Consider the following 25,486-nt stretch of genomic DNA (forward strand, 5'->3'; position numbering starts at 1 on the left):
GGGAGATCTTGGGCTGAAGAGCTGTAGATGTATTTATGAGCTGTGATAACTTTTTTATTGGTTTCGCCGCCTGTTTTTATTTTTCCAGCATTAACTCCTGTATCCATTGCAGTAGCTGTCCATAAAGTTTTATCGCCATTTTTGTTTGATGTAAATGTAAAACCTTTGTCATCAGCCCATGTAGCATTCCAAATTTCACCAGCTGTATTTTCTGCATTTACGGTTAAATCGATATTTTTCATATTATCGGTGGTGCCGTTTGAGTTGTCATTGACAAATTCTATACCGCTACCATCTTTACTTTTAACCGCTTTTACACCTGTGCCTGGTCTGTTGTCATTGGCTACGGTAAAGGTGTTAATATAATTTACGGCTTCATCAATGCTTTTAATGTCTTTATTTTCAATTTTAACGCCATTTAAAACTATACTTAAATGAACTTTTTGTTCTTTGCCATCACCCCAAAAGGCTACAGTTTGGTTTTTATGTGAATTTTCATCAAAGGCGCTTAAACCAGCTTTATTAGTTTCATATTTCGCGTCTGCATAAGATACCCAAATGCCTTGACCTTCTCTAAGATTAAGTCCTTGGCCGCTGGCGTTAAATAAAGAAGCGCAATCGACACCTTTTTCGGTTACATCGATGGCGTTTTTAGAAGTGGTGTAAAATTGGGTTGTGCCTGTGTCGTTTTCGTCTTTGGTTTCACCGGTTTTTTTATTGTAACCGTGGATAGAATCTAAAGAATATAAAGGTCTGCTGGCTGTGCCTATGTTTAAACCGCTGTTTAGGTTTGCTTTAATGGCGACTTCGGTTGATTTTGCGGCAGGGATGTGCATACCTGGATCGATGAAGATGTTTTGAGGGGTTCTTGAAGAATCGATGGTTTGAGTATCCCAGTTGATATTCCAACCTTGGACAACAAAACCTGAATTATTTACAAAATTTCCATAAGCATCAAGTTTAAAATCCCCGTCTCTTGTAAGGTAATTTGTCAAACCTCCATCATCACTCACCATAAAAAAGCCATCACCGTTGATCGCAACGTCGGTATTTTTATTGGTAGTTTGGATCGATCCTTGAGAATGAATTCTTGTGGTTGAACTTACAGAAACACCGAGTCCAACTTGAAGTGGATTTTGTCCGCCTCTACCATCAGTTGGTGCTGTGGCGATCTTAACCGTTTGACTAAACATCGTTCCAAAGTCAGCACGAGAATATTTAAAACCTGTTGTATTAACATTGGCTATGTTATTACCTTCAACATCCATTGCTGTTTGATGTGCTTGAAGTCCGCTCACTCCGGACCAAAGTGATCTCATCATGGTTGAATCCTTTATAAAATATTGCTTTTTAACGCATTAGCGTTTTATGCAATTTTATAAGCAAGTTCTGTTCCAACTTTTGAAATTTTTGAGTAAAAAATAAGAATTTTTTAGAAATTTTTGATCAAACACGCACTCTTAAATTTGCAGCGTGAGTTAAGGCTACTGCTATAGCGTCTGTGATATCTAAAGGTTTGATTTCTTTGCTTAGTCCTAAAAGTCTTTTTACCATAAAAGCAACTTGTTCTTTTGTCGCTTTTGCTTTTCCTGTAACAGCTTTTTTAACTTGTAAAGGGGTGTATTCTGCAAAATCTCCGTGAATTTGTAGAATTTTTAAACTCAAAGCTCCACGAAATTGTGCGAGTTTTAAAACGGTTTTTGGATTGTAAGCGAAAAAGATATCTTCTATGGCTACCTCATCAAATTGATGTGCTTTAAAAATCAGATCCAAACCTTCACAAAGCTCTGTGATTTGATACTGTAAGGTGCTGGGCTTGATTTTAATGAGTCCTGCTTCTATCAATAAATTTTTATTTTTATCCGCCTCAATAATAGCATAACCGCAATTTCTTGAACCTGGATCAATCCCTAAAATTTTCATAACTAGCCTTATTAAAGATAAAAAAGGATTTTAACCTTTTTTTATAAAATTTAAGATAAAATTTATACAATTAAAAAATTCTAAAGAGAGATTATGAACCCGAGCGAGATACTCCTATCTTTAAAAAAAGAATTAAGCGAAAACGAATACGAAAATTATATATCGATCTTAAAATTCAATGAAAAACTAAGCAAAGCTGATCTTTTAGTTTTTAACGCACCAAATGAACTTATCGCTAAATTCATACAAACAAAATACGCCCATCAAATTTCACATTTTTACGAAGTGCAAAGCGGGATAAAAGCCAATATCAAAATTCAAGCCCAAAATCAAAAACACAGCAAAAGCACAACTAAAATCGATATTGCAAACACTAAAGAGCAAAGCACGATTTTAAATCCTTCTTTTACTTTTGAAAGTTTTGTAGTTGGGGATTCTAACAAATACGCTTATGGAGCTTGTAAGGCCATCACTCATAAAGATAAACTCGGCAAACTTTATAATCCTATATTTATCTATGGGCCAACAGGACTTGGAAAAACTCACTTACTTCAGGCTGTGGGTAATGCAAGTTTAGAAATGGGTAAAAAAGTGATCTATGCAACGAGTGAAAATTTTGTCAATGAATTCACTTCAAATTTAAAAAATGGCTCTTTAGATAAATTTCATGAAAAATATAGAAATTGCGATGTTTTACTCATAGATGATGTGCAATTTTTAGGCAAAACAGATAAAATTCAAGAAGAATTTTTCTTTATATTTAATGAAATCAAAAATAACAATGGTCAAATTATCATGACTTCAGACAATCCACCTAATATGTTAAAAGGCATCACAGAACGCTTAAAAAGCCGTTTTGCACATGGGATCATCGCTGATATCACTCCACCTCAACTTGATACTAAAATCGCTATCATAAGAAAAAAATGTGAATTTAATGATATCAATCTTTCTAATGACATCATAAATTACATCGCTACTTCTTTAGGGGATAATATAAGAGAAATTGAAGGGATCATCATCAGCTTAAACGCTTATGCAAATATAGTCGGACAAGAAATCACGCTTGAACTTGCAAAAAGTGTTATGAAAGATCATATCAAAGAAAAAAAAGAAAATATTAGCATAGAAGATATTTTAGCCTTAGTTTGTAAAGAATTTAACATCAAGCCAAGCGATGTGAAATCAAACAATAAAAAACAAAATGTAGTCACAGCTAGACGCGTTGCGATCTACTTAGCAAGGGAACTTACTAGCCTTACTTTTTCACAATTAGCGAATTTTTTCGTGATGAAAGATCATACAGCTATTTCACATAATGTGAAAAAAATCAAAGAATTGATGGAAGAAAATAGCGAAACAAAAATCAAAATAGAAGAATTAAAAAATAAAGTCTTAGCCAAAAGTCAAATTTAAGTGAAAAAAGGTGAAAAAAATAGAAAGGGTATGTGAAAAAAATAGAATTAAGCAAAGTATGATAAAATACAAATTTAATGATTTTTTGCTGAAAAATTTCACAATTTCAACAGCCCTATTATTACGACGAATTTAAAATTAAATATAAGCAAGGAGAAAAAATGAAACTCAGTATTAACAAAAATACACTTGAGTCAGCTATACTTTTATGTAATGCTTACGTTGAAAAAAAAGACTCTAGCACCATCACTTCACACTTACTTTTTCAAGCTGAAGAAGACAAACTCATCATCAAAGCAAGTGATTTTGAAATAGGAATTAATTATAAAATAAGAAAAATCCGCGTTGAAAGCAGTGGTTTTGCAACTGCAAATGCAAAAAATATAGCTGATGTTGTTAAAAGTTTAAATAATGAAGAAGTTATCTTAGAAACTATTGATAATTTCTTGTTTATAAGACAAAAAAGAACAAAATATAAATTGCCTATGTTTAATTATGAAGATTTTCCAGATTTTCCAAAAACAGAAGGAAAAAATCAATTTGATATTGATTCAAGTGATTTGAGTCGTTCTCTTAAAAAAATATTACCAAGCATCGATACTAACAATCCAAAATATTCTTTAAATGGTGCTTTTTTAGATATCAAAACTGATAAAATCAATTTCGTTGGAACTGATACTAGACGCCTTGCTGTTTATACTCTTGATAAAACTAATCCTCAAGAATTTTCTATAAGCATTCCTAAAAAAGCTATTATGGAAATGCAAAAACTTTTCTATGAAAAAATAGAAATTTATTATGATCAAAATATGCTTATCGCTAAAAATGATAATTTTGAATTCTTTACTAAACTTATCAACGATAAATTCCCAGATTATGAAAAAGTCATTCCAAAAGAATTCAAACAAACTCTTGAATTTTCAACTGAAGATTTTATCGATAGTCTTAAAAAAATCAGCGTCGTAACTGAAAAAATGAGACTTCATTTTAATAAAGATAAAATCATCTTTGAAGGTATCAGCTTAGATAATATGGAAGCAAAAACTGAACTTGAAATTCAAACAGGTGTAAATGAAGAATTCACTCTAACTATAAAAATAAAATATCTACTTGATTTTTTAATGTCTATAGAAGAAGAAAAATTCAGCTTAAATGTTAATGAATCTAATCTAGCTTTCGTAGTTAAATCTCAAGGTTTATCTATGATCATTATGCCTATGATTTTGTAAGAAATTTTTTAAAAAGTTAGATAAAAAAGGAAAGATATGCAAGAAAATTACGGCGGAAGTAATATTAAAGTTTTAAAAGGCTTAGAAGCTGTTAGAAAACGCCCTGGTATGTATATAGGTGATACCAATATAGGCGGACTTCATCATATGATTTATGAAGTAGTGGATAATTCTATCGATGAAGCTATGGCTGGACATTGTGATACTATCGATGTAGAAATTACCACTGAAGGAAGCTGTATCGTAAGTGATAATGGACGTGGTATCCCTGTAGATATGCATCCAACGGAAAATATGCCTACTTTAACTGTTGTTTTAACCGTTCTTCACGCAGGGGGTAAATTCGATAAAGATACCTATAAAGTTTCAGGTGGTTTGCACGGGGTTGGAGTTTCTGTTGTTAATGCCCTTTCTAAAAAACTTGTAGCCACAGTTGAAAGAAATGGAGAAATTTATCGTCAAGAATTTTCAGAAGGTAAAGTTACAAGTGAATTTGGCGTCATAGGAAAAAGTAAAAAAACAGGAACGACAATTGAATTTTGGCCTGATAATACCATTTTTGAAGTGACTGAATTTGATTATGAAATTTTGGCAAAAAGATTTAGAGAACTTGCGTATTTAAATCCAAAAATTACGATTAATTTTAAAGATAATCGTGTAGGAAAAAATGAAAGTTTTCATTTTGAAGGTGGAATTTCACAATTTGTAAGCGATATGAATAAAAAAGAAGCTTTAACAAAACCGATTTTCTTTAGTGTAGATGAAGAAGATGTTAATGTAGAAGTAGCTTTGCTTTATAATGACACTTATAGTGAAAATTTACTCTCTTTTGTAAATAACATCAAAACTCCAGATGGTGGAACTCATGAAGCCGGTTTTAGAATGGGCTTAACTCGTGTGATCAGCAATTACATCGAAGCTAATGCTAGCGCTAGAGAAAAAGATAATAAAATCACCGGTGAAGATGTAAGGGAAGGCCTTATAGCTGTTGTAAGTGTGAAGGTGCCTGAACCACAATTTGAAGGACAAACTAAAGGAAAATTAGGATCTTCTTATGTGCGTCCTATCGTTTCAAAGGCTAGTTTTGAGTATCTAAGCAAATATTTTGAAGAAAATCCTATCGAAGCAAAAGCCATTATGAATAAAGCTTTAATGGCTGCACGTGGTAGAGAAGCGGCTAAAAAAGCTAGAGAATTAACCCGTAAAAAAGAAAGTCTAAGCGTTGGAACTTTGCCAGGAAAATTGGCTGATTGTCAAAGTAAGGATCCAAGTGAAAGTGAAATTTATCTTGTTGAGGGTGATTCTGCGGGTGGTTCTGCAAAACAAGGACGTGAAAGATCTTTTCAAGCGATCTTGCCTTTGCGTGGTAAAATTCTTAATGTTGAAAAAGCAAGACTGGATAAAATTTTAAAATCAGAACAAATTCAAAATATGATCACCGCTTTTGGTTGTGGTATAGGGGATGATTTTGACATTTCAAAATTAAGATATCATAAGATCATCATTATGACGGATGCGGATGTGGATGGATCGCACATACAAACCTTGCTTTTAACGTTCTTCTTCCGTTTTATGAATGAACTTGTGGCTAATGGACATATTTATCTTGCACAACCGCCACTTTATCGTTATAAAAAAGGGCAAAAAAAAGAAATTTATCTTAAAGATGAAAAAGCTTTAAATGATTATTTGATCGAAACTGGAATTGAAAGTTCTAATTATGAAGGTATAGGATTAAACGATCTTAAAGACTTTTTAAAAATCGTTGCCGCTTATAGATCAGTTTTAAATGATCTAAAAAAACGTTTTAATGTGATTTCTGTGATCCGTTATCTTATAGAAAATCCTGATTTTATCAAAGAAAACAATGAAGAACTTTTTAAAATCATCAAAGCATTTTTAGACAAACAAGGCCACAATATCTTAAATCATTACATCAATGAAAATGAAATTCGTATGTATATACAAACTGAAAATGGCCTAGAAGAACTCATCATCAATGATGATTTATTTGCGCATCCACTTTATGAAGAAGCAAATTATATCTTTAATAAAATCAAAGAACGTGATTTAACTTTTGAAAAAGATATCTTAGAAATTTTAGATGAAGTTGAGAGAAATGCTAAAAAAGGAGCTTATATCCAACGTTATAAAGGTTTAGGTGAGATGAATCCTGAACAACTTTGGGAAACGACTATGGATCCAAGCATAAGAAGACTTCTTAAAATCACCATAGAAGACGCACAAAGCGCTAATGATACTTTTAATCTTTTCATGGGTGATGAGGTAGAACCAAGACGCGATTATATCCAAGCACACGCTAAGGATGTGAAGCATTTGGATGTGTGAATAAATAAAGAAGATTTTTTCTTCTTTATTTCAAAACTGATTTAAAGATAATTTGATGAAAAAATATAGCTTTTTAGATTTGATTATAGAAGTTTTAAAAGAGAGTGAAATTCCTTTAAGTGCGAATGAAATTTGGCAATACGCTTTAAATAAAAATTTTGATAAAAAACTCCAAAGTTATCAAAATGGAACTTTAACTAAAACCCCTGTTGCAAGTTTAGCTGCTAAAATTTATGTTAATTTAAATGGCAAAGATTCTTTATTTTTAGTTGTTTCTAAAAATCCAACGAAATTTTGGCTAAAAGAAAGAGAAAATGAACTCAATCTTGCAAAATCAAAAAATATAGAAATTCAAAAAGAAGAAAGTAAATTTAGAGAAAGAGATTTACACCCTTTAGTGGTCAAGTTTTTATTTGAAAGTCCCAATTTTAATCTTTATTCTAAGACTATTTTTCATGAAAAGTCTCATAAAGGAAAAAGTGGTGAAAATGAATGGATCCATCCTGATATAGTAGGTGTGCATTTTCCTTTCAAAGATTATGAAGATGAAACTTTTAAACTTTGCAAGAATTTAAATCAAATTTCTTACAAAATTTATAGTTTTGAGCTTAAAATAAAACTTGATTTTTCAAATTTAAGACAAAGTTATTTTCAAGCTGTGAGTAATTCTAGCTGGGCAAATGAAGGTTATTTGGTTGCTTTGGAATTTGATGATGAGATTATGAATGAGCTTTGGAGATTAAACAATGCTTTTGGAATCGGTTTTATCAAGCTTGATGTTAGAGATATTAACGATTCTAAAGTAATCATTAAGGCTAGAGAAAAATCAAATTTAGATCTTATTACTTTAGATTTGTTGGTAAATAAAAATAAAGATTTTAATGAATTTATACAAAATCTAAACAAGGATATTGATATATCAGATATTGAAAGAATAGGATATAAATTTTATGATGAAATTTATAATGATGAAAAAATGCAAAAATATTTGAAAGATAAAAAAATCATTTAAAGATTTTTATCAAAAAAAGTGAATTTCTTTTTTTGATAAAATTAAAATTATTTATTTTCTAAAAGAACAGCCAAAGGAACTCTTCTTCTAGTGTTGTATTGTTCTCCGTAGTATTTTTCAAGATAATTTAAAATCTTTTCTTCATCTTCAGCCGGAATTTCCCAAAGTCCTTCTTCTGCTTGCATCCATCTAATAGCAGCTAACCAAGCTTGTTTGTTCGCGTGCATATTTGTAATGAGTCCTGAATTATGACAAGCAAGACAATTAGCTTCCACTAAAGGTGAAACAGGATCGATGATCAAACCTGTTTCTGGATTGACTTTATAATCTTGAGCAAGGGAAAAACTCAAGCTTAAAGTGAGTAAAAATAAAATTTTTTTAAACATGATCAAACTCCATATACATTCACTCTATGGCAAGCATTATTTAAATAACCGCCTGGATTCCATTGTGCTAAAACCATAGGTTGGCTTTTATTTTCACTATCGACTGCTCTAGCCCAAATTTCATAATATCCTTTTGTTGGGATGGAAACTTCAGCGCTCCATTTTTGCCATGCTAAACGATTAAGTGGTTTTTCTACTTTAGCCTTAATCCAAGTTACACCATAATCACAACTTACAAAAACATCTTTTACAAACAACTCTCCCGCCCAAGCTTTTCCTCTAACTTCAAATTTTTTATTAACTTTTACTTGAGTGCCATTTTTTACATTAGTGATTACAGATCTTACTGGCATTGATTCTATGATTTTTGTTTCGCCTTTATAGCTAAAATCACCTGGCTTAACCGGAGTTACAGGAACTCTATAAGATCCTTCCATTTTTTCACCATCATGAACTTTATTTCTTACAACGATTTTGCTTAGCCATTTTCCACTGGTACTCGCAGGATAACCTCCACAAACTAAACGTAAAGGATAGCCATTGTATAGTGGAATGTCTTTTCCTTCATAAGCCCAAGCGACTAAGGTTTCATCTTGTAAAGCTTTGGAAATAGGAACACCACGGCTAATAGGAGCGCTTTCTTCACCATTTAATTTAGTATCTATTCCATAATATCCGATATAAACAGCGTCTTTTTTAAGACCACAATCTTCTAAAATATCTTTTAATCTTACTCCAGTCCATCTACCACAAGCCACAGCACCATAACCCCATTGAGTTCCTTTAGTGCTAGGTAAAACTTCTGCTCTTCCGTTTCCGCCACATTCAACAGTTAAGGCATAAGTGTAAGTTTTAAATTTCTTTTTTAACTCATCTAAAGTATAAGTTTTAGAATTCACAACACTTTCGCCGCCGATTTCTAAAGTCCAACCTTTTTTTAATCTTGCTTTGATAGTTTCTAGAGTTGGTGGAACACCGTTATTTCTAACAAAGAAATTTTCAGGTTTTGTAAAGTCGCTATCAAGAGCATAAATTTCTGTTTCTGCAGTCATTGGTCTATCACCATGATAGATCAAATCTTTTTTTCCTTCTAATTTAAAATTTGGTAATTCTTTTGCTAAAGCTTTGCTGCCTAGAAAATTTTTAAAAGAAAAACTAGATAATACGCTTATACCAAGCAAACTCACTCCTAAATTTTTTAGAAAATCTCTTCTGTTTTCTTCATTGTGATCAGTTTTTTTCATTGTAACTTCCTTTGATTTTTTAAATACGATAATTTTAGTATAATTTAAATAATCTAAATAATTTATAATATTAATGTTTTTAATTAAAAAAAATTATTATTTTAAAATAATGATGTAAAAATAAGTATTTTATAATAAAATAACATTTCCATGATTTTTTACAAAATCAAAATTTATAATGAAGGAAAAAAATTGACTTTACTTACAAATCCAGTTATAGTAAGCGTTTTATTGATGAGCTTACTTTGTTTATTTCGTTTCAATGTGCTTTTAAGCCTTTTAATTTCAGCACTTGTAGCAGGAATGCTAGATCATATGCCATTAACAGAGAGTATGAATGTTTTGATTGATGGTATGCAAGGCAATTTAAAAACGGCTTTAAGTTATGTTATTTTGGGCGCGATCGCTGCAGCCATTTCTCGCACTCACTTAACAGCGTATTTGATTAAAATAGTAAGTCATTTTATTTCTCATAAAAAATATTTATTGATTTTATCCATTGCTATAATTTCTTGTTTTTCTCAGAATTTAATCCCTATTCACGTGGCTTTTATTCCTTTGCTTATACCGCCACTTTTAAGTTTGTTTAATCGCTTAAAGATAGATCGTAGGGCAGTTGCTTGTGCATTAACTTTTGGTCTTACAACTCCTTATATGGTTTTGCCTGTTGGATTTGGTTTGACTTTCCAAGATCTTTTAAAAGATAATCTTGTAAAAAACGGCGTTAATGTAACTTTAAATGATGTCACTCATACGATGTATTTTGCAGCTATTTGTATGATTACTGGACTTTTTTTAGCGATTTTTGTTTTTTATCGCAAACCAAAGGAATATAAAGAAATAGAATTAGCTAAAATCGACTTAGAAAATTTGCAAATGACACGTAAAGAATGGGGTGTTTTAGCTGGATTGATTTTGACTTTAATTTTGCAACTTATCACTATGAATTTACCTTTATCTGGACTTTTAGGCTTTATTTTAATGGTCGTTTTAGGTGGGGTAAAATATAGCAATGTTAATGAAATTTTTGATGATGGGCTTAAGACTATGGGGTTTATCGCCTTTGTTATTCTTGTAGCAGCGGGATACGGAGAAGTTTTAAGACATGGTGGAGCGGTGCAAGAACTTGTTAATTTTGTGATTCCATGGATCAAACAAAGCAAATTTTTAGCCATCTTTTTAATGCTTTTAATCGGACTTATCGTGACTATGGGTATAGGAACTTCTTTTGGAACGATTCCTATCATTGCGACGCTTTTTTGTCCTATTTGTATAGAGCTTGGTTTTAGTATCCCTTTGACGATTTTTATTTTAGGGGTAGCTGGAGCCTTAGGAGATGCTGGAAGTCCTGCTAGTGAAACCACAATGGGAACAACTGTGGGCTTAAATGCTGATAAACAGCACGATCATATTAAAGATACTTGCATACCAACTTTTATTTTTTACAATGGCCCTTTACTGATTTTAGGAAGTATTATCGCTATGTTTTTATAGCGTCTAGTTTATATTCTTATTTATGTTATAATCCTTATAAATAGTGAAAAACAATTTATAAGGAGTAAAGATGAATTTAGAGGATATTTTAGAAAAAAATCAAAGCATAGGACTTTATGATTCTAAAAATGAGCATGATGCTTGTGGGATTGCTGCTGTTGCTAATATACGCGGTATTGCTTCTTATAAGGTTATTTGTAATGCTTTAGAAATTTTGATGAATCTAGAGCATAGAGGAGGTTTTGGAGCTGAAGAAAATTCAGGAGACGGAGCTGGAATTTTAATCCAAATTCCGCACGATTTTTTTAAAACTCAAGAATTAGGCTTTGAACTTCCAAAAAAAGGTGATTATGCTGTTGCACAAATGTTTTTATCTCCTAATTTAGAGGCTAAAGAGGAAGCTAAGGCTATATTTTTACAAGGTTTAAAAGATAAAAATCTTGAATTTTTAGGTTTTAGAGAAGTTCCTTTTAATCCTAGCGATATAGGAGAGAGTGCCTTAAGAGCTATGCCTTATTTCTTACAAGCCTTTGTAAAAAAGCCTGATGCAATCAATGCAGGAATTGAATTTGAAAGAGTGCTTTATAGCTGCCGTCGTTTGATAGAAAAAAGGGCTTTACATGTACCTAAATTTTATTTTTCTAGCTTTTCTTCTAGGACTATTGTTTATAAAGGAATGTTACTTTCTACACAATTGAGTGATTTTTATCTTGATTTTAAAGATGTCAATATGAAATCAGCTATAGCCTTAGTGCATTCTCGTTTTTCTACCAATACTTTTCCAAGTTGGGAAAGAGCACATCCAAATCGTTATATGGTGCATAATGGTGAGATTAATACTATAAGAGGTAATGTTGATGGCATCAGATCAAGACAAGATTTGATGCAAAGTGATTATTTTGAAAATTTGGATGAAATTTTTCCAATCATTGCTAAAGAAAGCAGTGATTCTGCCATGTTTGATAATACTTTAGAATTTTTAGCTTTAAATGGCAGAACTTTAGAAGAAGCTTTTATGATGATGGTGCCTGAACCTTGGCATAAAAATGAAAATATGCAAAGTCATAAACGTGCATTTTATGAGTATCATTCTTTATTAATGGAGCCTTGGGATGGTCCTGCTGCGATTGTTTTTACAGATGGTGTGATTATGGGGGCGAGTTTAGATAGAAATGGTTTTCGTCCTTCAAGGTATTACCTTACAAAAGATGATATGTTGATACTTTCTAGTGAAACAGGAGCTTTAAAAATCGATGAAAAAAATATCAAAGCTAAAAAACGTTTAGAGCCAGGAAAACTTTTACTTGTCGATACTGCAAGAGGTAGGGTGGTAACTGATCATGAAATTAAAGAACATTATGCTAATGCTAAACCTTATCAAAAATGGCTTACAAATTTGATCGATCTTGAAAAACAAGATAGTGGAGCCTATAAGCACAAATTTTTAAAGCAAGATGAAATTTTTAAACTTCAAAAAATTTTTGGTTGGGATGAGGTCGAACTTAGTATTAAGGCTATGGCACAAAATGCTAAAGAAGAGATTATTTCTACAGGAGTTGATACGCCTTTGGCTGTTTTATCTAAAAACTATCAACCTTTGTATAATTATTTTAAGCAGCTTTGTGCGCAAGTGACCAATCCTCCGCTTGATTCTATACGAGAAGAAATCGTAACCTCAACGAGAATTTATTTAGGTTGTGAAGGAAATTTATTAAAGCCTGATGAAAAGAACGCGAAACGTGTAAAAATTTCTTTACCAATTATTACGAATGAAGAATTGTTTGAGATTAGATCTTTGAAAAATTTTAAAGTGAAAGAATTTTCTATACTTTATGATTATTCTAAAATGAATTTAGAAAAGGCTTTGGATAATCTTTTTATAGAAATAGAAAAAGAGATAAAAAAAGGAACTTCTATCGTGATTTTAAGCGATAAAGGAGCCGATGAAAATAATGCTTATATCCCTGCTTTACTTGCGGTTTCTGGGGTGCATAATTATTTGGTTAGAAAAAATTTAAGAACACATACAAGTATCATTATAGAAAGTGCAGAACCTAGAGAAATTCATCATTTTGCTTGTCTTTTGGGTTATGGTGCGACTGTGATCAATCCTTATTTGGTTTATGAAAGTATTTATAAACTCATTCAAGATAAAGAACTTGATTTAAGTTATGAAAAAGCGGTGGAAAATTTTATCCATGCAAGTTCAAATGGCATAGTAAAAATCGCCTCTAAAATGGGTGTTTCTACTTTGCAAAGTTATAATGGATCGGCGCTTTTTGAATGCTTGGGATTAAATTCTAAAATGATTGATAAATATTTTGGCTCTACTGTCTCTCGTATAGAGGGTATTAGTTTGCACGATTTTGAAAAAGAATTTCTTCATTTTTATAAAAATGCTTTCAATGAGCAAACTTTTAAAGAGGAACATTTAATCGATCCTATGATTGTTTTTAATCTTCAAAAGGCGTGTCAAAATAATGATTATAAAATTTTTAAAAAGTATTCTTCTTTGGTTGATGAAAAACAAGTGACATTGCGTTCTTTAATGGAATTTGATTTTAATGAAGCTATCAGCATCGATAAAGTAGAAAGTGTAGAAAGCATAGTAAAACGTTTTAGAACCGGTGCAATAAGCTATGGATCAATTTCTAAAGAAGCTCATGAGTGTTTGGCTATGGCGATGAATAAAATAGGTGCAAAGTCAAATTCGGGTGAGGGTGGGGAAGATGAAGAACGCTATGAAAGCGATAAAAATTCTGCCATAAAACAAGTTGCAAGTGGCCGTTTTGGAGTGGATTTAAATTATTTAATCCATGCAAAAGAAATTCAAATTAAAGTTGCTCAAGGGGCAAAACCTGGAGAAGGGGGACAATTGCTAGGTTTTAAAGTTTATCCTTGGATCGCAAAAGCTAGACATTCTACTCCAGCTGTTACTCTTATTTCTCCGCCACCACATCATGATATTTATTCTATTGAAGATTTGGCTCAGCTTATTTATGATTTAAAAAATGCAAACAAGGATGCGAAAATTTCAGTAAAACTCGTCAGTGCAAATGGTATAGGAACCGTTGCTGCTGGTGTTGCAAAATCAGGAGCTAATTCTATTTTAATTTCAGGTTATGATGGAGGAACAGGAGCGAGTGCTAGAACTTCAATTTTACATGCGGGAATTCCTTGGGAGTTAGGACTTACTGAAGCACACCAAACCCTTATTTTAAACAAGCTTAGAGATAGAATAAAATTAGCAGTTGATGGCAAACTCATGACGGGAAGAGATTTGGCCATAGCAGCACTTTTAGGGGCTGAAGAATTCGGATTTGCAACAGCAGTTATGATTGTAATGGGTTGTAGTATGAATAAGGTTTGCCATCTTAATACTTGTCCAGTTGGAATTGCCACTCAAGATGCAAAGCTTAGAAAGAATTTTAAAGGTAAGGTGGATGAGGTTGTTAATTTTATGTATTTTATAGCAGAAGAGTTAAGAGAATACATGGCTAAATTAGGTTTTGAACGTTTAGACGATATGATAGGTCGTGTGGATAAACTTCATCAAAAAAATGCACAAGCTAAAGCAGGAAAAATTAATTTAGATAAAATTTTAAAATCTTTATCCACTTACAATAAAACCGCAGTGCATTTTAAAGATTATAAAGATAATAAACTTGAAAAAACGATTGATTATAGAATTTTACTCCCGCTTTGTAAAAATGCTATAAAAGAACCGATCAAACTTTCTTTAGAAGTGGGCAATCAAAGCAGGACTTTTGCGACTATGCTTTCAAGTGAAATTTTAAAAACTCATGGAAAAGATGCTTTAATGGAAGATAATATCCATATTAAAGCTATAGGAAATGCTGGAAATAGCTTTGGAGCTTTTTTGATCAAAGGGATCAAGCTTGAGATCATCGGAGATAGTAATGATTATTTAGGCAAAGGTTTAAGTGGAGGAAAAATCATCGCTAAAATTTCAGATGAGGCGACTTTTTCACCCGAAGAAAATATCATCGCAGGAAATGCTTGTTTGTATGGTGCAACTGAAGGTGAAGTGTATCTTGATGGCATAGCTGGAGAGAGATTTTGTGTGAGAAATTCAGGTGCTAAAGCTGTGGTTTTAGGAATGGGAATTCATGGATGTGAGTATATGACAGGCGGGCTTGTAGTCGTGCTTGGTGATGTGGGTGCTAATTTTGCAGCTGGAATGAGTGGAGGTGTTGCTTACATACTAGGAAGGCACAATGAAGTTCATGTTAATACGGAGCTTGTGGATATTAAGGATTTAAATGCTAAAGACGAAAAAGAATTAAAAAAGATGATAGAAAAACATATTTTTTATACCGATTCAAAAAAAGCTAAGGATATACTAGATAAATTTGATAAGAAGGATTTTTTTAAGATTATGCCAAGGGATTATGAAAAGATGTTAAAAATGCTTGAAATTTGTAAGCATGAAAAAGATCCAAGTTTAGCAGCTTTTTTGAAAATCACACAAGGATAAAAATAAACTAAAATGATAATTTCATTTTAGTTTAAAACTTTTTCTATGTAGTTTGCAAGTTCCAAATTTGGCTATTAATTCCCTATGGGTTTTGGTGCCATAGGCTTTATTTTTTTCAAATTCATAACAAGGGAATTCTTTAGCCAAAAAATTCATAACTCTATCTTTGCTTACTTTTGCAAGTATGCTAGCTGCGCTTACTTGTAAAATTTTAGCGTCTGCCTTAACTAGGGTTTTAATGCCACTAATTCCAAAATTTGTATTGCCATCATACAAAAAATGAGAATATGTTTTAAAATGCCTTTTTATAAGTGCTAAGCCTGTTTTTAAACAAGCACTAAGCCCTAGAGTGTCAATTTGATCGGATGAAAAAGCTAAGATGAGATAGTTTGAATTTTGTATAATGATTTCATAAAGTTCTTCGCGTTTTTTTTCGCTGAGTTTTTTAGAATCGCAAAGTCCGTCTATTTTTTTATTAAGCTTACAAGCTGCCATCATCATAGGACCCGCTAAAGCCCCACGTCCTGCTTCATCTATGCCTATTAAATTTTCATCATACCTAGGTAAAAGTTCATTATCTGAAAATAAAAGTTTCATAGAAATATTTTACTAAATTTATCTAAGAGGAGTTACAAGCCTTAATATAAGGCTTGCTTAATTAACCTAAAAATTCTCTTTTAAAGTATTCTCTTGGAGCTTTACATAAAGGACAAGCAGCAGGAGCTTTTTTGCCACGATGGATATGTCCGCAAACTTCGCAAACCCATAAATCTTCTTCTTCGCTGTTAAAGAATTCTTCCTCTTCAAGCATTTTTTTAAGAGCTAGATATTCTCTTTCGTGTTCAATCTCTACTTTTCCAATAGCAGTAAATAATCTTGCTATAGCTTTTTTGCCTTCATCTTCTGCGATTTTTGCAAAATTTGGATACATAGTTGTATGTTCGTAATTTTCACCTTCTGCTGCGCTTACAAGATTTTTTGTTGTTATTTCTAAAGGTTTGCCATCTACGATTTCATGATAAGCTTTAAATTCAGCCCTTGCGTGCCATTTTTCATTTTCGGCAGCTTCTCTAAAATGTCTAGCAACTGCATGCCATCCTTCTTCTTCTGCAATATCGGCAAACAAGTCGTATTTGTTTCTAGCCATAGATTCTCCTGCAAAAGCTTTCATGAGATTTACAGCCGTTAAATCTGTTGTAATGCATTGCATTTCTTCGCCACAACAGGTAAGTTTTCCTCCGCCTACAACTTGAATTTCAACTTCGTTGCCACATTTTGAACACTTATAAGTTTCGTATTGTCTCATTTAGACTCCTTTTTTAAGATAAGTGTGTATTGTATTATAAAAAAATACTTCTGTCAATTGATAATTTTTATCAATTATAAATACTTGATGAAATTGCAAAGCATCTAATTCAAGATGCTTTTATATTTCAACTTCTTTCGTGATACGATTTCTTATATCTCGACGCACGATTTCTATACCCCAAAGCCAAACTATGTGTCCAAAAATTTCAGATAAATGTTCATCAAAAGGAATTTCTGGAAGAGGTGGAACTTCTGCAATTAAAGGCATAACAATTACATGGGCAAAAAGATAAACAAAAAAGCCAAAAACAGCTCCTTGGCACATTGTGATTTTATGCCATTTCTCTGCTATCATGCAATATGCTATTGCAAATACAATAGAAAATCCCACATGGACTATAAAAATTGACAAAGGCATTTGCATACCTGAAAATGTATAAGTCCAATCCGTAGGTAACCCTAATTGCTCTAGAAAAATTTTAGGTGGAGTTACGCGTTCTAATGCATCTACTGGCCAAAATACATTAGGATTTCGTGGAGGAAAAGGCACTTCCCATCCCCATTTTACAATTGCACCAAAAACACCTGCTAAAATCCCTATAAAAAATGCTAGAGTATATTTTCTATCAGTTTTCATAGTCTCTCCTTTTTTTGGATTTTGATTACAATTTCATTCTACCGCATTCAATATATCTTGTCAATAAATTTATTTTAAATTTTAAAGTATTCTTTAAGTTTTGTGCATATTTCAAAAAAATTGACTCCATCTATAGTGCGGTTTTTTTCAAAAAATTCATACATTCCTAAAAAACCACCTTCAAGTTCTTTGGACTTAACCCCATAGCTTATACTAAGTCCTGCTTCTATAAAAGCAGCGAGTTTATCACAGTATTTTAAAGCTTTTCCATCAATCGCTCCAAAATCATTTTCATTAAAAGAACTCAAGCTCCCACTACAAAGTTCTATTTTTTTATTTTTATAGGTGCGATTTTCAAATTCATTTTTTACAAAATTAGGTTCTCCAGCTCTTCCTTCTCTAATGCCTAGTATAAAAGAAAATTCAGCTCTTAAATTTTCAGGTACAAAAGGAAGAATTTTTTCATTGATTAGTTTCATTTCATAATCATTTATAATTTCATGAAGACCTTCTATGCCATATTTAACAGGACTAATAATATCTCTTGTAAGGCTTTCTGGTAAGTCATGAAATAAAGCGCAATAAAAATTATTTTCTAATCTTTTATCACAAGCTTTGATTTTTAAAGAATAAAAATAACCCAAAATTGCAACTACTAACATATGTCCAAGCACCGCAGTTTCTGGAATTCTTGGAGTTTGTGCCCAACGTTTTTGAAAGCGTAATCTTCCGCTAAGATCGATTATTTTTGCTATTTTTTGATTTAGAGCGATTTTTCTAGCTCCTATTAACTCGTAATAATCTTCCAATTCTTCTTCAACTTTGTTTTTAATATCGTCAATATCATTTAAAAAAGCTGAGGTTTGATAAACGATATTAAATTCCCATCTAGTAGCAAAATAAGAAGCAGCCTTTAAAATGAGTCTTTCTTTAGCATAGGAATTATTATTAAGATAATTTTCAAAACGTTTAAGAAATTCTCCATCTTCAATATCTGCTATCATGGGCTCGATTTTACTTAAAACCCAAGCATTAACCTCATCTTTTTTTTGACGCACGATTTCATGATAAACATCAGGGCGTATATCGGTCACCACAACGCGACTTAAAAACTCAAAAATACCCCCTTCTATAATCATTTTCATATCAACATCTTTTTCCATTTTAGCAATAAAATAAGCAATAATAAATTTATGCGCTTGTTTATCAAGCTCAACTAAATTTGCCATTCTTGGGTAATCATTCCAGCGACTAATAGAAGCGGCTTTAAAAATGTGTTCTATGAGTTTTATATTTATCATAAAATTGCCTTTTTATATTTTTAGATTAAAAAATTCGTTAAAATTACAAAAATTATAACAAATTAAGGATAAAAATGAGTAAAAAAGCACTTTGCATAATCAGCGGTGGAATGGACAGCACTTTGTGTGCTTATTTGGCAAAAAAAGAAGGCTATGAGATCGTAGCTTTGCATTTTGATTATGAACAAAGAACTCAAGAAAAAGAAAGAGAATGTTTTAAAAAAATTTGCCAAGCTTTAAAAGTTGAAAAATCTTATATTTTGGATGTAAGTTTTATTAAGATCATAGGAGGAAATGCTTTAACTAATAAGGAGTTAAATATACCTAAAAATGAACTTCTTTTAAATAGCGACACTCCACCTATAACCTACGTTCCTTTTCGCAATGGAATTTTTTTAAGCATTGCGGGATCTTTAGCTGAAAAAGAAAATTGTGAAAGTATTTTTATAGGGGTTGTGGAAGAAGATGGTAGTGGTTATCCTGATTGTACTTGTGAATTTATAGAAAAAGCAGAGAGATTTATCAATAATGGAACGAGTAAAAATTTTAAAGTTTCACTAAAAACTCCGCTTATAAATCTCAATAAAGGGCAAATCGTTGAGTTAGCTTTAAAAGAAAATGTGCCTTTGGAGCTTACTTGGTCTTGTTATGAAAGCAATGATGAAGCTTGTGGGGAATGTGATAGCTGTTTGCTTCGTTTAAAAGGTTTTAAAAAAGCAGGAATAAAAGATAGGATTAAATATAAAAATGATTAGACACTATAAAGAATTAAGCAAAACTCAAATAGAAAAGCTTTTAGGGCTTTGGGAAGAAAGTGTTAAGGCAAGTCATGATTTTTTAGATGAAAAGAATTTTAAAATCATTAAAAAATATTTAATGGATTTTGATTTTAAAGGATTAGAATTTTTATTTGCTTATGAAAAAGATGAATTGGCAGGTTTTTTAGGTTTTCATCAAGAAGAAATTCAAATGCTTTTTATACACCCTTCGTTTTTTAATCGAGGTTTTGGATCTCAACTTTTAAAAAAGGCGATGCAGGATTTTAAGTTAAATAAAGTAGAAGTTAATTTTGACAATAAAAAAGCTTTAAAATTTTATCAAAAATTTGGCTTTCAAATCGTAGGGGAATATCAAGATGATTTTGGATTTAAGCTTTTAAAAATGCAAAAGTCCTAGCTTTAACTAGGACTTGAGTTTTAATTTAGAGTAAAGAGTTTATTTGCTCCATCTTGATAAGAAAGAATATTTATTTTTCCATCTTTAAAGAAAATACTTCTTGCATTAGTTATAGTATTTGGAAAAGATAGAGTTTTAACAACTTCTTCTTTAACTGGATCAATCACTGCTATAACATTATGATTTTTACTTAAAGCGTATATTTTTCCATCTTTATCAGTCATTGAAGTAATATAAAGATCCCCTAAAGTTTTACCTTCTTTAAGATCTGCTTTTGGTGTAAATTCTCCAGATAAAACAAGATCTTTTAAAGAGTATTTAGAAATAACAAAGGTTTTAGCGTCTTTATTGTTTGGAACTGTAGCAAGATAAAAATATTGATCATCTGTAGTCATACTTGCTACGTGATTAAATTTAGATCTTATAGTACTTAATCTTCCACGGCCTAGATCTTTTCCTTGACCTTCAAAGTGATTAGCTCCTTTTACAAAATCAGCATATTGTAAAGTGTCGTCCGCATTTGGATTTTTCTTAAATCTTAAGAAAGATTTATTAGAACCCATAAGGATAAATTTATCATTCATATAAGGAATAATTCCTACGATAGGATCGATGCTTGCTGAAAAATATGGATCAAGCTCAAAGCTATCTTTTGTAGTGAAGTTGTTGTCTAAGAAATAAACATCCCATTTAGAACTTGCTACAAATTCATTGTTGATAAAATCTAGTGTATTGATCGCTTTATTAAAGCTAATGGTTTGTTCATCTAATATTTTTAGATTTTCATCAATTTTTGCAAACGGAGAATTATTAACATCATTATCAAATTTAATTCCTAGTTTATCACTTGCTGGTGCAAAAGCATAATCAGGAGCTTTAACATCTCGTTTTCCTAAGAAAGAGATATTTTGCCATAATCCATTCCAGCTATCTGTGCTCCAAATTATATATTTTGGATTAAGGGTAAATCTTACAGGATCTCCTTGACCTACATAAGGAAATACGCCAGTTCCAACAAAAGCTTGAAAAACATTTGAAGCTACAATAATAGTGCTAATAACAACAGCAGCAAGTGAGAAGCCTGTGTATTTTCTAAATTTTTCACCATTTAATTCTTTATCAAAGGCACTGAATTTTGGTGCAAAAATAAAAATGAAACCTAAAAGCAATACAACTGCCCAAAATACAACTTCAGCCCAAAAATAGGTATGAATTCCAAAAACAGGCAAACCAAAACCTTGATCTAAATCTTCCATGGCATGATTTCCAAAATGCGCAAAAGACTGATAAAGACCCGCTGCAGTCATGATTAAAAGAGCAGCTAGATATTTTCCTTTCATTCCATAGCGAACTATGAAAAGAGCCATTACTCCGATAAAAATCATCGCCTCTCTTTGTCCCCAGCAAAGCACACAAGGGCTGTCAGCTAGAAAATAACCAAAAATAATATTTGCAGTTCCTACGGGTAAAAGTATGATTAAAAAACCCGCTAGACACATTAAGGTATAAAATTTTTTTGCTTTATTAATTTCGTTCATTTTTTATCCTTTTTACAAATTCATTATGGTTAAAAGTCCAGTTGATTTGTGACCAACATAAAAAACAATCATCATAAGCCAAGCTATCATCACTAAACTAAAAGCCAGATTTTCTTTTTCTGGTTTTTTAATGATGAGTATTAAGGCAACAAAAATTAATAAAAGTTCCAAAAACTCCATAATAACTCCTTTTTAGCTAAAGTTATTAAATTGTACCCCATTAAAATAAAATAAACATAAAATATTTAATCCGTATTTATAAAATACGGAAAAAATTATTTGAAATTATTAAGTTTTTGTGAAAGTTTAGAAGCTCCATTGAAGACATTGCTAGAAATATTATTAATTTCACAAGAAAGATCTTTGATAAGGTTAGCAAGTTCATTTACTTTATCAACGCTATCTCTTAAAATAACCATTTTTTCTTGCACTTGCGTACTTTTATCTTTCATAAATTGAGTCGATTGTATAGAGCTTTCTAACTTGTGCATAGAGTTAATGAGTTCTTGTTGTAAGCTATTGGTTTTGTCAGAAGTTTCTTTCATGGATTCGTGAATAAGATCCATTAAAGATTTATTATCATTGATCTGCTGCACGATAGTATTAACAGTAGCATTGATACTTAAAAGAGATTTACTTGTTTTATCGGCAAGTTTTCCAACCTCATCAGCAACGACTGCAAAACCTCGTCCATGTTCTCCTGCTCTAGCTGCTTCAACAGCTGCGTTAAGAGCAAGTAGATTGGTTTGATCGGCTATATCTCTAACAGAATTAGTAATTTCTATAATATTGTCGGCACTTTGGGTTAAATTATCCATATTGACAACAACATTTTGCTCTTTTGCATTGTTTTCATTAATAAGATTAACAAGTTGAGTAAGAGTGCTTCCAACTTTATTCATCAATAAATGCATATCTTGCATATTATCAACGCTTTCTTGTGCCAAATTTCCAGCTAGTATAATGTGATCATCTAAAACATTAGTAATTTCTTTCACATTTTCAATTTGATTATTTTGGGAATTAGAACTCTCTTCAAGTGTGTTAGCGTTATTTTTTAGTTGTTCGGAATTTTTATGATTGGCTTCTGCATTTTCAATAGCTTCAAGTACAGAATTTTGAACAACTGAAATAAAAGAATTGATGTGTGCAGCACTTTGTCCTAGTTCGCTTTTTGGATCTATATTTAAGCGAGAGGATAAGTTGGCTTCTTTACTGGCTAAATTAGTACTTAGCTTTTCTAAGATTCTTACAGGAATAATGATTTTTTTCAAAGTAATAGAGATAAATAAAATCAGTAAAACAAAAACCAAAACAAAAACCCCAATTGCTACGTATAGTTTTTGTATATTAATTTTATCAATATTTGATTGTGTGATTTGATTAAGGCGATTGAGTTCCTTAGCTAAAGTAGAATTAGTATAAATAGTTGATTCGCTTTGCATAATTTGGATTTGTTTTAAGATCATTTTATAATGGGTTGCAAAAAGATCTAAAGTATCATTATTTTTCATCATTGATAAATTTTGTATCAAGGCATCTAAATGTTTTAATGTGGTTTTTTCTAAAACATTTTCTGTGGCAACAATTCTAAGAATAGCATTCATTGTCTTTAAATTTTGAGAATCTTTTTTGCTTAAATTATTTTCAGTTTCATTGAAATAATCTTTAGCTAATTCAAAAAGATAAAATTTAGAATTTACGGCGATGGAATTAGCCGATTTAAAATGATCTAATTGTGCTAATTTTTCTTTAAAAATAGCTTCAGCATGAGAATCATCAATCCCTAATTCTTTAAGCTTTTTTAACATATCTTCCATTTGTTTAACAGCTGCAACACTTTCATCATAGTTGATAAAATTAAAGCTATTTTGAAAAACTTTATCGATGCGTGTATTTAAAATTTGAAGCGTCTGTAAAGTATTTATAATTTCTTTGGTATTTTTACTTGAGGTGTAATTATTGAAAATAATTCCTAATAATATAAAAATAGCAACCAGTGTGCAAATTGCTAAAAAAATAAATTGATATAAAAAAGAAATTTTTTTATTGGATGCTGTCATGATATTCTCCTGTTAAACTTTCTAGAAAAGCTACTATATCATCTACGGTTTCTTGATCTAAAAATTTTCCAAGTTGATAATAGGCCATAAACTGAACACAAGCATCCAAAGTCGGTATACTTCCATCATGATAGTAAGGGGCTGTTTTGGCTATATTTCTAAGACTTGGTACCTTAAATACCATTTTATCACTCTCTTTATTTGTAATCTCATAGCGTCCTAAATTTTCTTGATTAGGATATTCTTGAAAAATGCCAATTTTTTGAAACATATTGCCCCCTATATTTTGTCCTTGATGGCAAGAAATACAACCTTGAGCTTTAAATTCTTCATAGCCTCTTTTTGCTTTTTCAGAAATTGCATTTTTATCTCCTTTTAAATATCTGTCAAAAGGAGAATTTGGAGTGATGAGCGTTTTTTCAAATTCTGTAATTGCATCAGCTATGTTATCTACGCTAACTTCCCCATAAATGTCTTTAAAACTTTTTACATAATCAGCATTTGCATTGACTTGTTTTAAGAGAAATTCTGGAGTTAGACCCATTTCCTTAGGATTAAATAAAGGCACCTTTGCTTGTTCTTGTAAATTTTGTGCCCGTCCATTCCAAAATTGGACAAAATTAAACACAGAATTAAAAGTCGTTGGTGTGTTAAAAGGCGTGTCTAATTGATTATTCACCCCTGTTGAATTTGTGGTATTATCCACTCCATAATTATTAATATTATGGCAGGTATTGCAAGATACTTTTCCATCTTTAGATAAAGAGGTATCCATATATAATTTTTTTCCAAGGATAGCTTTTTGTTTATCATAAGGTATTTTATCTGGAAGTGGAGTGATCATATCAATTGCAAATGTTGTTGTTATTAAAAATAGCATTGTATAAAATATTTTCATTGTTTAGTTTCCTTGTTTTTAAAAGTTTTATAATCATAATGTAAAATTTATTAATTAATAATAAATTTTTAAAGCATTAGATATATAAGGCTTGTATAAATTCATTTTCAATATTTTTTTTAGAATCAATGATAAATTGATGATCTCTAAAAATGAATTTTAATGTTTTAGCATGTAAACATAAGCGTTTAGCACCTGTTAGATGGATTCTTTCTTCCAAATTTATTTTTTCATCTAATATCGCTTCAATTTCTTCTTTTTTTAAGCCATAAAGTGGATCGCCTAATATAGGATATTTTGCATGGTGTAAGTGAATTCTTATTTGATGCTGTCTTCCTGTTAAGGGTTTGCAAAGTAAAAGTGTGCAATTGTGTTTAGGAAAAAAATTCAAAATTTCAAATTCGGTCAAAGCTTGTTTTCCTTTTTCGCAAATTTGCATTCTGGTTTTTACATCGTGATAATTTTTGATTAAATCTATACAAGCATCAATTTTGAAATTTTTTTCTACTTTTCCTAAAACCAAAGCTAAATATTCTTTTTGAATCTGTCTTTTTTCAAACATGGTTTTAAATTCAATTTGAGCATATTTATTTTTTGCAACGAGGATTAAACCGCTGGTTTCTTTATCAAGACGATGGGCTATACAGGCTTGCTTTCCCCATAAATGCCAAATTTCATCACTAAGGCTATATTGACAATGCCTTCCATTAGGATGGCTAAGAACGCCACTTGGTTTTTCAAGTACGGCAAAATCTTCATTTTCAAATACAATCTCCACTCCCTTTGGATGGGTTTCATAAACAATTAATTCTATCGTTCCATGTAAAATTTTATTTTTTTCTTCAACTAAATTTCCATCGCAAAAAAGTCTTTTTTTATCAATCAGTCTTTGTGCCTCATTTATGGGAATTTTTAAGGCCTCCATAAGGACTTGAAACGCCTTTTTTCCATTATTAGGTAGTTTTGTTTTGATATAGGGCATTTAACTTCTTTCTTAGAATTTTTTAGATAAAA

21 protein-coding genes and 1 pseudogene are annotated in these 25,486 nt (G+C 31.3%); 8 read left to right on the forward strand and 14 right to left on the reverse strand.

The window, feature by feature from the left end; genetic code table 11:
* Together flgE and ruvC are read right to left on the reverse strand one after the other, a co-directional pair.
* The coding region (gene flgE, locus H2279_RS04175; RefSeq protein WP_337195711.1) for a flagellar hook protein FlgE at positions 1-1,322 on the reverse strand (1,322 nt) is incomplete at its 3' end.
* A 124-nt stretch (positions 1,323-1,446) separates the two neighbouring features.
* A complete protein-coding gene (gene ruvC, locus H2279_RS04180) occupies positions 1,447-1,923 on the reverse strand; it encodes a crossover junction endodeoxyribonuclease RuvC (RefSeq protein ID WP_137623873.1) in 477 nt (158 codons plus the stop codon).
* 93 nt (positions 1,924-2,016) lie between these two features.
* Between ruvC and dnaA the strand changes: the two genes are divergently transcribed.
* The 4 genes from dnaA to H2279_RS04200 all read left to right on the forward strand — a co-directional run bounded on the left by dnaA (position 2,017) and on the right by H2279_RS04200 (position 7,929).
* Entirely contained in the window at positions 2,017-3,339 is a 1,323-nt protein-coding gene (dnaA, locus tag H2279_RS04185) for a chromosomal replication initiator protein DnaA (protein ID WP_137623874.1), read from the forward strand.
* Positions 3,340-3,500: 161 nt separating this feature from the next.
* Positions 3,501-4,568: a DNA polymerase III subunit beta gene (gene dnaN, locus H2279_RS04190; protein ID WP_137623875.1), complete on the forward strand. Its 1,068-nt coding sequence runs from the start codon at positions 3,501-3,503 to the stop codon at positions 4,566-4,568.
* A gap of 36 nt (positions 4,569-4,604) precedes the next feature.
* Positions 4,605-6,917, forward strand: coding sequence for a DNA topoisomerase (ATP-hydrolyzing) subunit B (gyrB, locus tag H2279_RS04195; RefSeq protein ID WP_337195712.1), 2,313 nt, complete (start codon positions 4,605-4,607; stop codon positions 6,915-6,917).
* A gap of 52 nt (positions 6,918-6,969) precedes the next feature.
* Positions 6,970-7,929, forward strand: coding sequence for an HTH domain-containing protein (locus H2279_RS04200; protein WP_337195713.1), 960 nt, complete (start codon positions 6,970-6,972; stop codon positions 7,927-7,929).
* 47 nt (positions 7,930-7,976) lie between these two features.
* Here H2279_RS04200 and sorB read toward each other — a convergent pair whose 3' ends face one another.
* Together sorB and sorA are read right to left on the reverse strand one after the other, a co-directional pair.
* On the reverse strand, positions 7,977-8,315 hold the full coding sequence (gene sorB / locus H2279_RS04205; protein ID WP_137623878.1) for a sulfite:cytochrome c oxidoreductase monoheme cytochrome C subunit: 339 nt from the start codon (positions 8,313-8,315) through the stop codon (positions 7,977-7,979).
* A 2-nt stretch (positions 8,316-8,317) separates the two neighbouring features.
* Positions 8,318-9,559: a sulfite:cytochrome c oxidoreductase molybdopterin oxidoreductase subunit gene (gene sorA / locus H2279_RS04210; protein WP_137623879.1), complete on the reverse strand. Its 1,242-nt coding sequence runs from the start codon at positions 9,557-9,559 to the stop codon at positions 8,318-8,320.
* 150 nt (positions 9,560-9,709) lie between these two features.
* On the opposite strand from sorA, the gene H2279_RS04215 reads away from it, so the two are divergent.
* On the forward strand, positions 9,710-11,053 hold the full coding sequence (locus tag H2279_RS04215; RefSeq protein WP_337195714.1) for a Na+/H+ antiporter family protein: 1,344 nt from the start codon (positions 9,710-9,712) through the stop codon (positions 11,051-11,053).
* Positions 11,054-11,123: 70 nt separating this feature from the next.
* Positions 11,124-15,551 (forward strand): glutamate synthase large subunit, encoded by a 4,428-nt coding sequence (gene gltB, locus H2279_RS04220; RefSeq protein WP_337195715.1) that lies wholly within the window; start codon positions 11,124-11,126, stop codon positions 15,549-15,551.
* A 21-nt stretch (positions 15,552-15,572) separates the two neighbouring features.
* Here gltB and H2279_RS04225 read toward each other — a convergent pair whose 3' ends face one another.
* The 4 genes from H2279_RS04225 to H2279_RS04240 all read right to left on the reverse strand — a co-directional run bounded on the left by H2279_RS04225 (position 15,573) and on the right by H2279_RS04240 (position 18,797).
* The gene (locus H2279_RS04225; protein WP_337195716.1) at positions 15,573-16,148 is read right to left on the reverse strand and encodes a ribonuclease HII; all 576 of its coding nucleotides are present in this window, start codon (positions 16,146-16,148) and stop codon (positions 15,573-15,575) included.
* Between the two features lie 61 nt (positions 16,149-16,209).
* Positions 16,210-16,857, reverse strand: a complete 648-nt coding sequence (locus H2279_RS04230) for a ferritin family protein (protein WP_137622688.1) — start codon at positions 16,855-16,857, stop codon at positions 16,210-16,212.
* 120 nt (positions 16,858-16,977) lie between these two features.
* Positions 16,978-17,496: a YagU family protein gene (locus H2279_RS04235; RefSeq protein WP_337195717.1), complete on the reverse strand. Its 519-nt coding sequence runs from the start codon at positions 17,494-17,496 to the stop codon at positions 16,978-16,980.
* 74 nt (positions 17,497-17,570) lie between these two features.
* Positions 17,571-18,797 carry an HD domain-containing protein gene (locus tag H2279_RS04240; protein WP_137623884.1) on the reverse strand — a complete coding sequence of 409 codons (1,227 nt, stop codon included), beginning with the start codon at positions 18,795-18,797 and terminating at the stop codon, positions 17,571-17,573.
* A 74-nt stretch (positions 18,798-18,871) separates the two neighbouring features.
* Here H2279_RS04240 and queC point away from each other — a divergent pair, with 74 nt between their 5' ends.
* Both queC and H2279_RS04250 read left to right on the forward strand, forming a co-directional pair.
* Entirely contained in the window at positions 18,872-19,552 is a 681-nt protein-coding gene (gene queC / locus H2279_RS04245; protein WP_337195718.1) for a 7-cyano-7-deazaguanine synthase QueC, read from the forward strand.
* Positions 19,545-19,973, forward strand: a complete 429-nt coding sequence (locus tag H2279_RS04250) for a GNAT family N-acetyltransferase (protein WP_337195719.1) — start codon at positions 19,545-19,547, stop codon at positions 19,971-19,973. The genes queC and H2279_RS04250 overlap by 8 nt, the downstream gene beginning before the upstream one ends.
* A gap of 20 nt (positions 19,974-19,993) precedes the next feature.
* Here H2279_RS04250 and dsbI read toward each other — a convergent pair whose 3' ends face one another.
* The 6 genes and pseudogenes from dsbI to H2279_RS04275 form a co-directional block, all read right to left on the reverse strand.
* Positions 19,994-21,511, reverse strand: a complete 1,518-nt coding sequence (gene dsbI, locus H2279_RS04255) for a disulfide bond formation protein DsbI (RefSeq protein ID WP_137623887.1) — start codon at positions 21,509-21,511, stop codon at positions 19,994-19,996.
* A 12-nt stretch (positions 21,512-21,523) separates the two neighbouring features.
* Entirely contained in the window at positions 21,524-21,691 is a 168-nt protein-coding gene (gene dba / locus H2279_RS04260; protein ID WP_137623888.1) for a disulfide bond formation protein Dba, read from the reverse strand.
* A 95-nt stretch (positions 21,692-21,786) separates the two neighbouring features.
* Positions 21,787-22,434, reverse strand: a complete 648-nt coding sequence (locus tag H2279_RS08890; protein WP_407920026.1) for a methyl-accepting chemotaxis protein — start codon at positions 22,432-22,434, stop codon at positions 21,787-21,789.
* 459 nt (positions 22,435-22,893) lie between these two features.
* A pseudogene (locus tag H2279_RS08895) lies at positions 22,894-23,574 on the reverse strand (DAHL domain-containing protein); the annotation flags it as partial.
* Positions 23,558-24,472: a cytochrome-c peroxidase gene (locus H2279_RS04270; protein ID WP_337195720.1), complete on the reverse strand. Its 915-nt coding sequence runs from the start codon at positions 24,470-24,472 to the stop codon at positions 23,558-23,560. The gene H2279_RS04270 and the pseudogene H2279_RS08895, both read right to left, overlap by 17 nt.
* 76 nt (positions 24,473-24,548) lie before the next feature.
* Complete coding sequence (locus H2279_RS04275; RefSeq protein ID WP_337195721.1) at positions 24,549-25,454, reverse strand: RluA family pseudouridine synthase; 906 nt, start codon at positions 25,452-25,454, stop codon at positions 24,549-24,551.
* Positions 25,455-25,486: the final 32 nt, after the last annotated feature.

This window comes from Campylobacter sp. B0100352/1, assembly GCF_020135855.1.
Taxonomy (GTDB): domain Bacteria; phylum Campylobacterota; class Campylobacteria; order Campylobacterales; family Campylobacteraceae; genus Campylobacter_D; species Campylobacter_D taeniopygiae.

Bases quoted from the DNA above. Each gene is read 5' to 3' on its own strand.
- ruvC (WP_137623873.1), bottom strand. From the start codon at position 1,923: ATGAAAATTTTAGGGATTGATCCAGGTTCAAGAAATTGCGGTTATGCT.
- dnaA (WP_137623874.1), top strand. From the start codon at position 2,017: ATGAACCCGAGCGAGATACTCCTATCTTTAAAAAAAGAATTAAGCGAA.
- dnaN (WP_137623875.1), top strand. From the start codon at position 3,501: ATGAAACTCAGTATTAACAAAAATACACTTGAGTCAGCTATACTTTTA.
- gyrB (WP_337195712.1), top strand. From the start codon at position 4,605: ATGCAAGAAAATTACGGCGGAAGTAATATTAAAGTTTTAAAAGGCTTA.
- sorB (WP_137623878.1), bottom strand. From the start codon at position 8,315: ATGTTTAAAAAAATTTTATTTTTACTCACTTTAAGCTTGAGTTTTTCC.
- sorA (WP_137623879.1), bottom strand. From the start codon at position 9,559: ATGAAAAAAACTGATCACAATGAAGAAAACAGAAGAGATTTTCTAAAA.
- H2279_RS04215 (WP_337195714.1), top strand. From the start codon at position 9,710: ATGATTTTTTACAAAATCAAAATTTATAATGAAGGAAAAAAATTGACT.
- gltB (WP_337195715.1), top strand. From the start codon at position 11,124: ATGAATTTAGAGGATATTTTAGAAAAAAATCAAAGCATAGGACTTTAT.
- H2279_RS04225 (WP_337195716.1), bottom strand. From the start codon at position 16,148: ATGAAACTTTTATTTTCAGATAATGAACTTTTACCTAGGTATGATGAA.
- H2279_RS04230 (WP_137622688.1), bottom strand. From the start codon at position 16,857: ATGAGACAATACGAAACTTATAAGTGTTCAAAATGTGGCAACGAAGTT.
- H2279_RS04235 (WP_337195717.1), bottom strand. From the start codon at position 17,496: ATGAAAACTGATAGAAAATATACTCTAGCATTTTTTATAGGGATTTTA.
- H2279_RS04240 (WP_137623884.1), bottom strand. From the start codon at position 18,797: ATGATAAATATAAAACTCATAGAACACATTTTTAAAGCCGCTTCTATT.
- queC (WP_337195718.1), top strand. From the start codon at position 18,872: ATGAGTAAAAAAGCACTTTGCATAATCAGCGGTGGAATGGACAGCACT.
- H2279_RS04250 (WP_337195719.1), top strand. From the start codon at position 19,545: ATGATTAGACACTATAAAGAATTAAGCAAAACTCAAATAGAAAAGCTT.
- dsbI (WP_137623887.1), bottom strand. From the start codon at position 21,511: ATGAACGAAATTAATAAAGCAAAAAAATTTTATACCTTAATGTGTCTA.
- dba (WP_137623888.1), bottom strand. From the start codon at position 21,691: ATGGAGTTTTTGGAACTTTTATTAATTTTTGTTGCCTTAATACTCATC.
- H2279_RS08890 (WP_407920026.1), bottom strand. From the start codon at position 22,434: ATGCAAGATATGCATTTATTGATGAATAAAGTTGGAAGCACTCTTACT.
- H2279_RS04270 (WP_337195720.1), bottom strand. From the start codon at position 24,472: ATGAAAATATTTTATACAATGCTATTTTTAATAACAACAACATTTGCA.
- H2279_RS04275 (WP_337195721.1), bottom strand. From the start codon at position 25,454: ATGCCCTATATCAAAACAAAACTACCTAATAATGGAAAAAAGGCGTTT.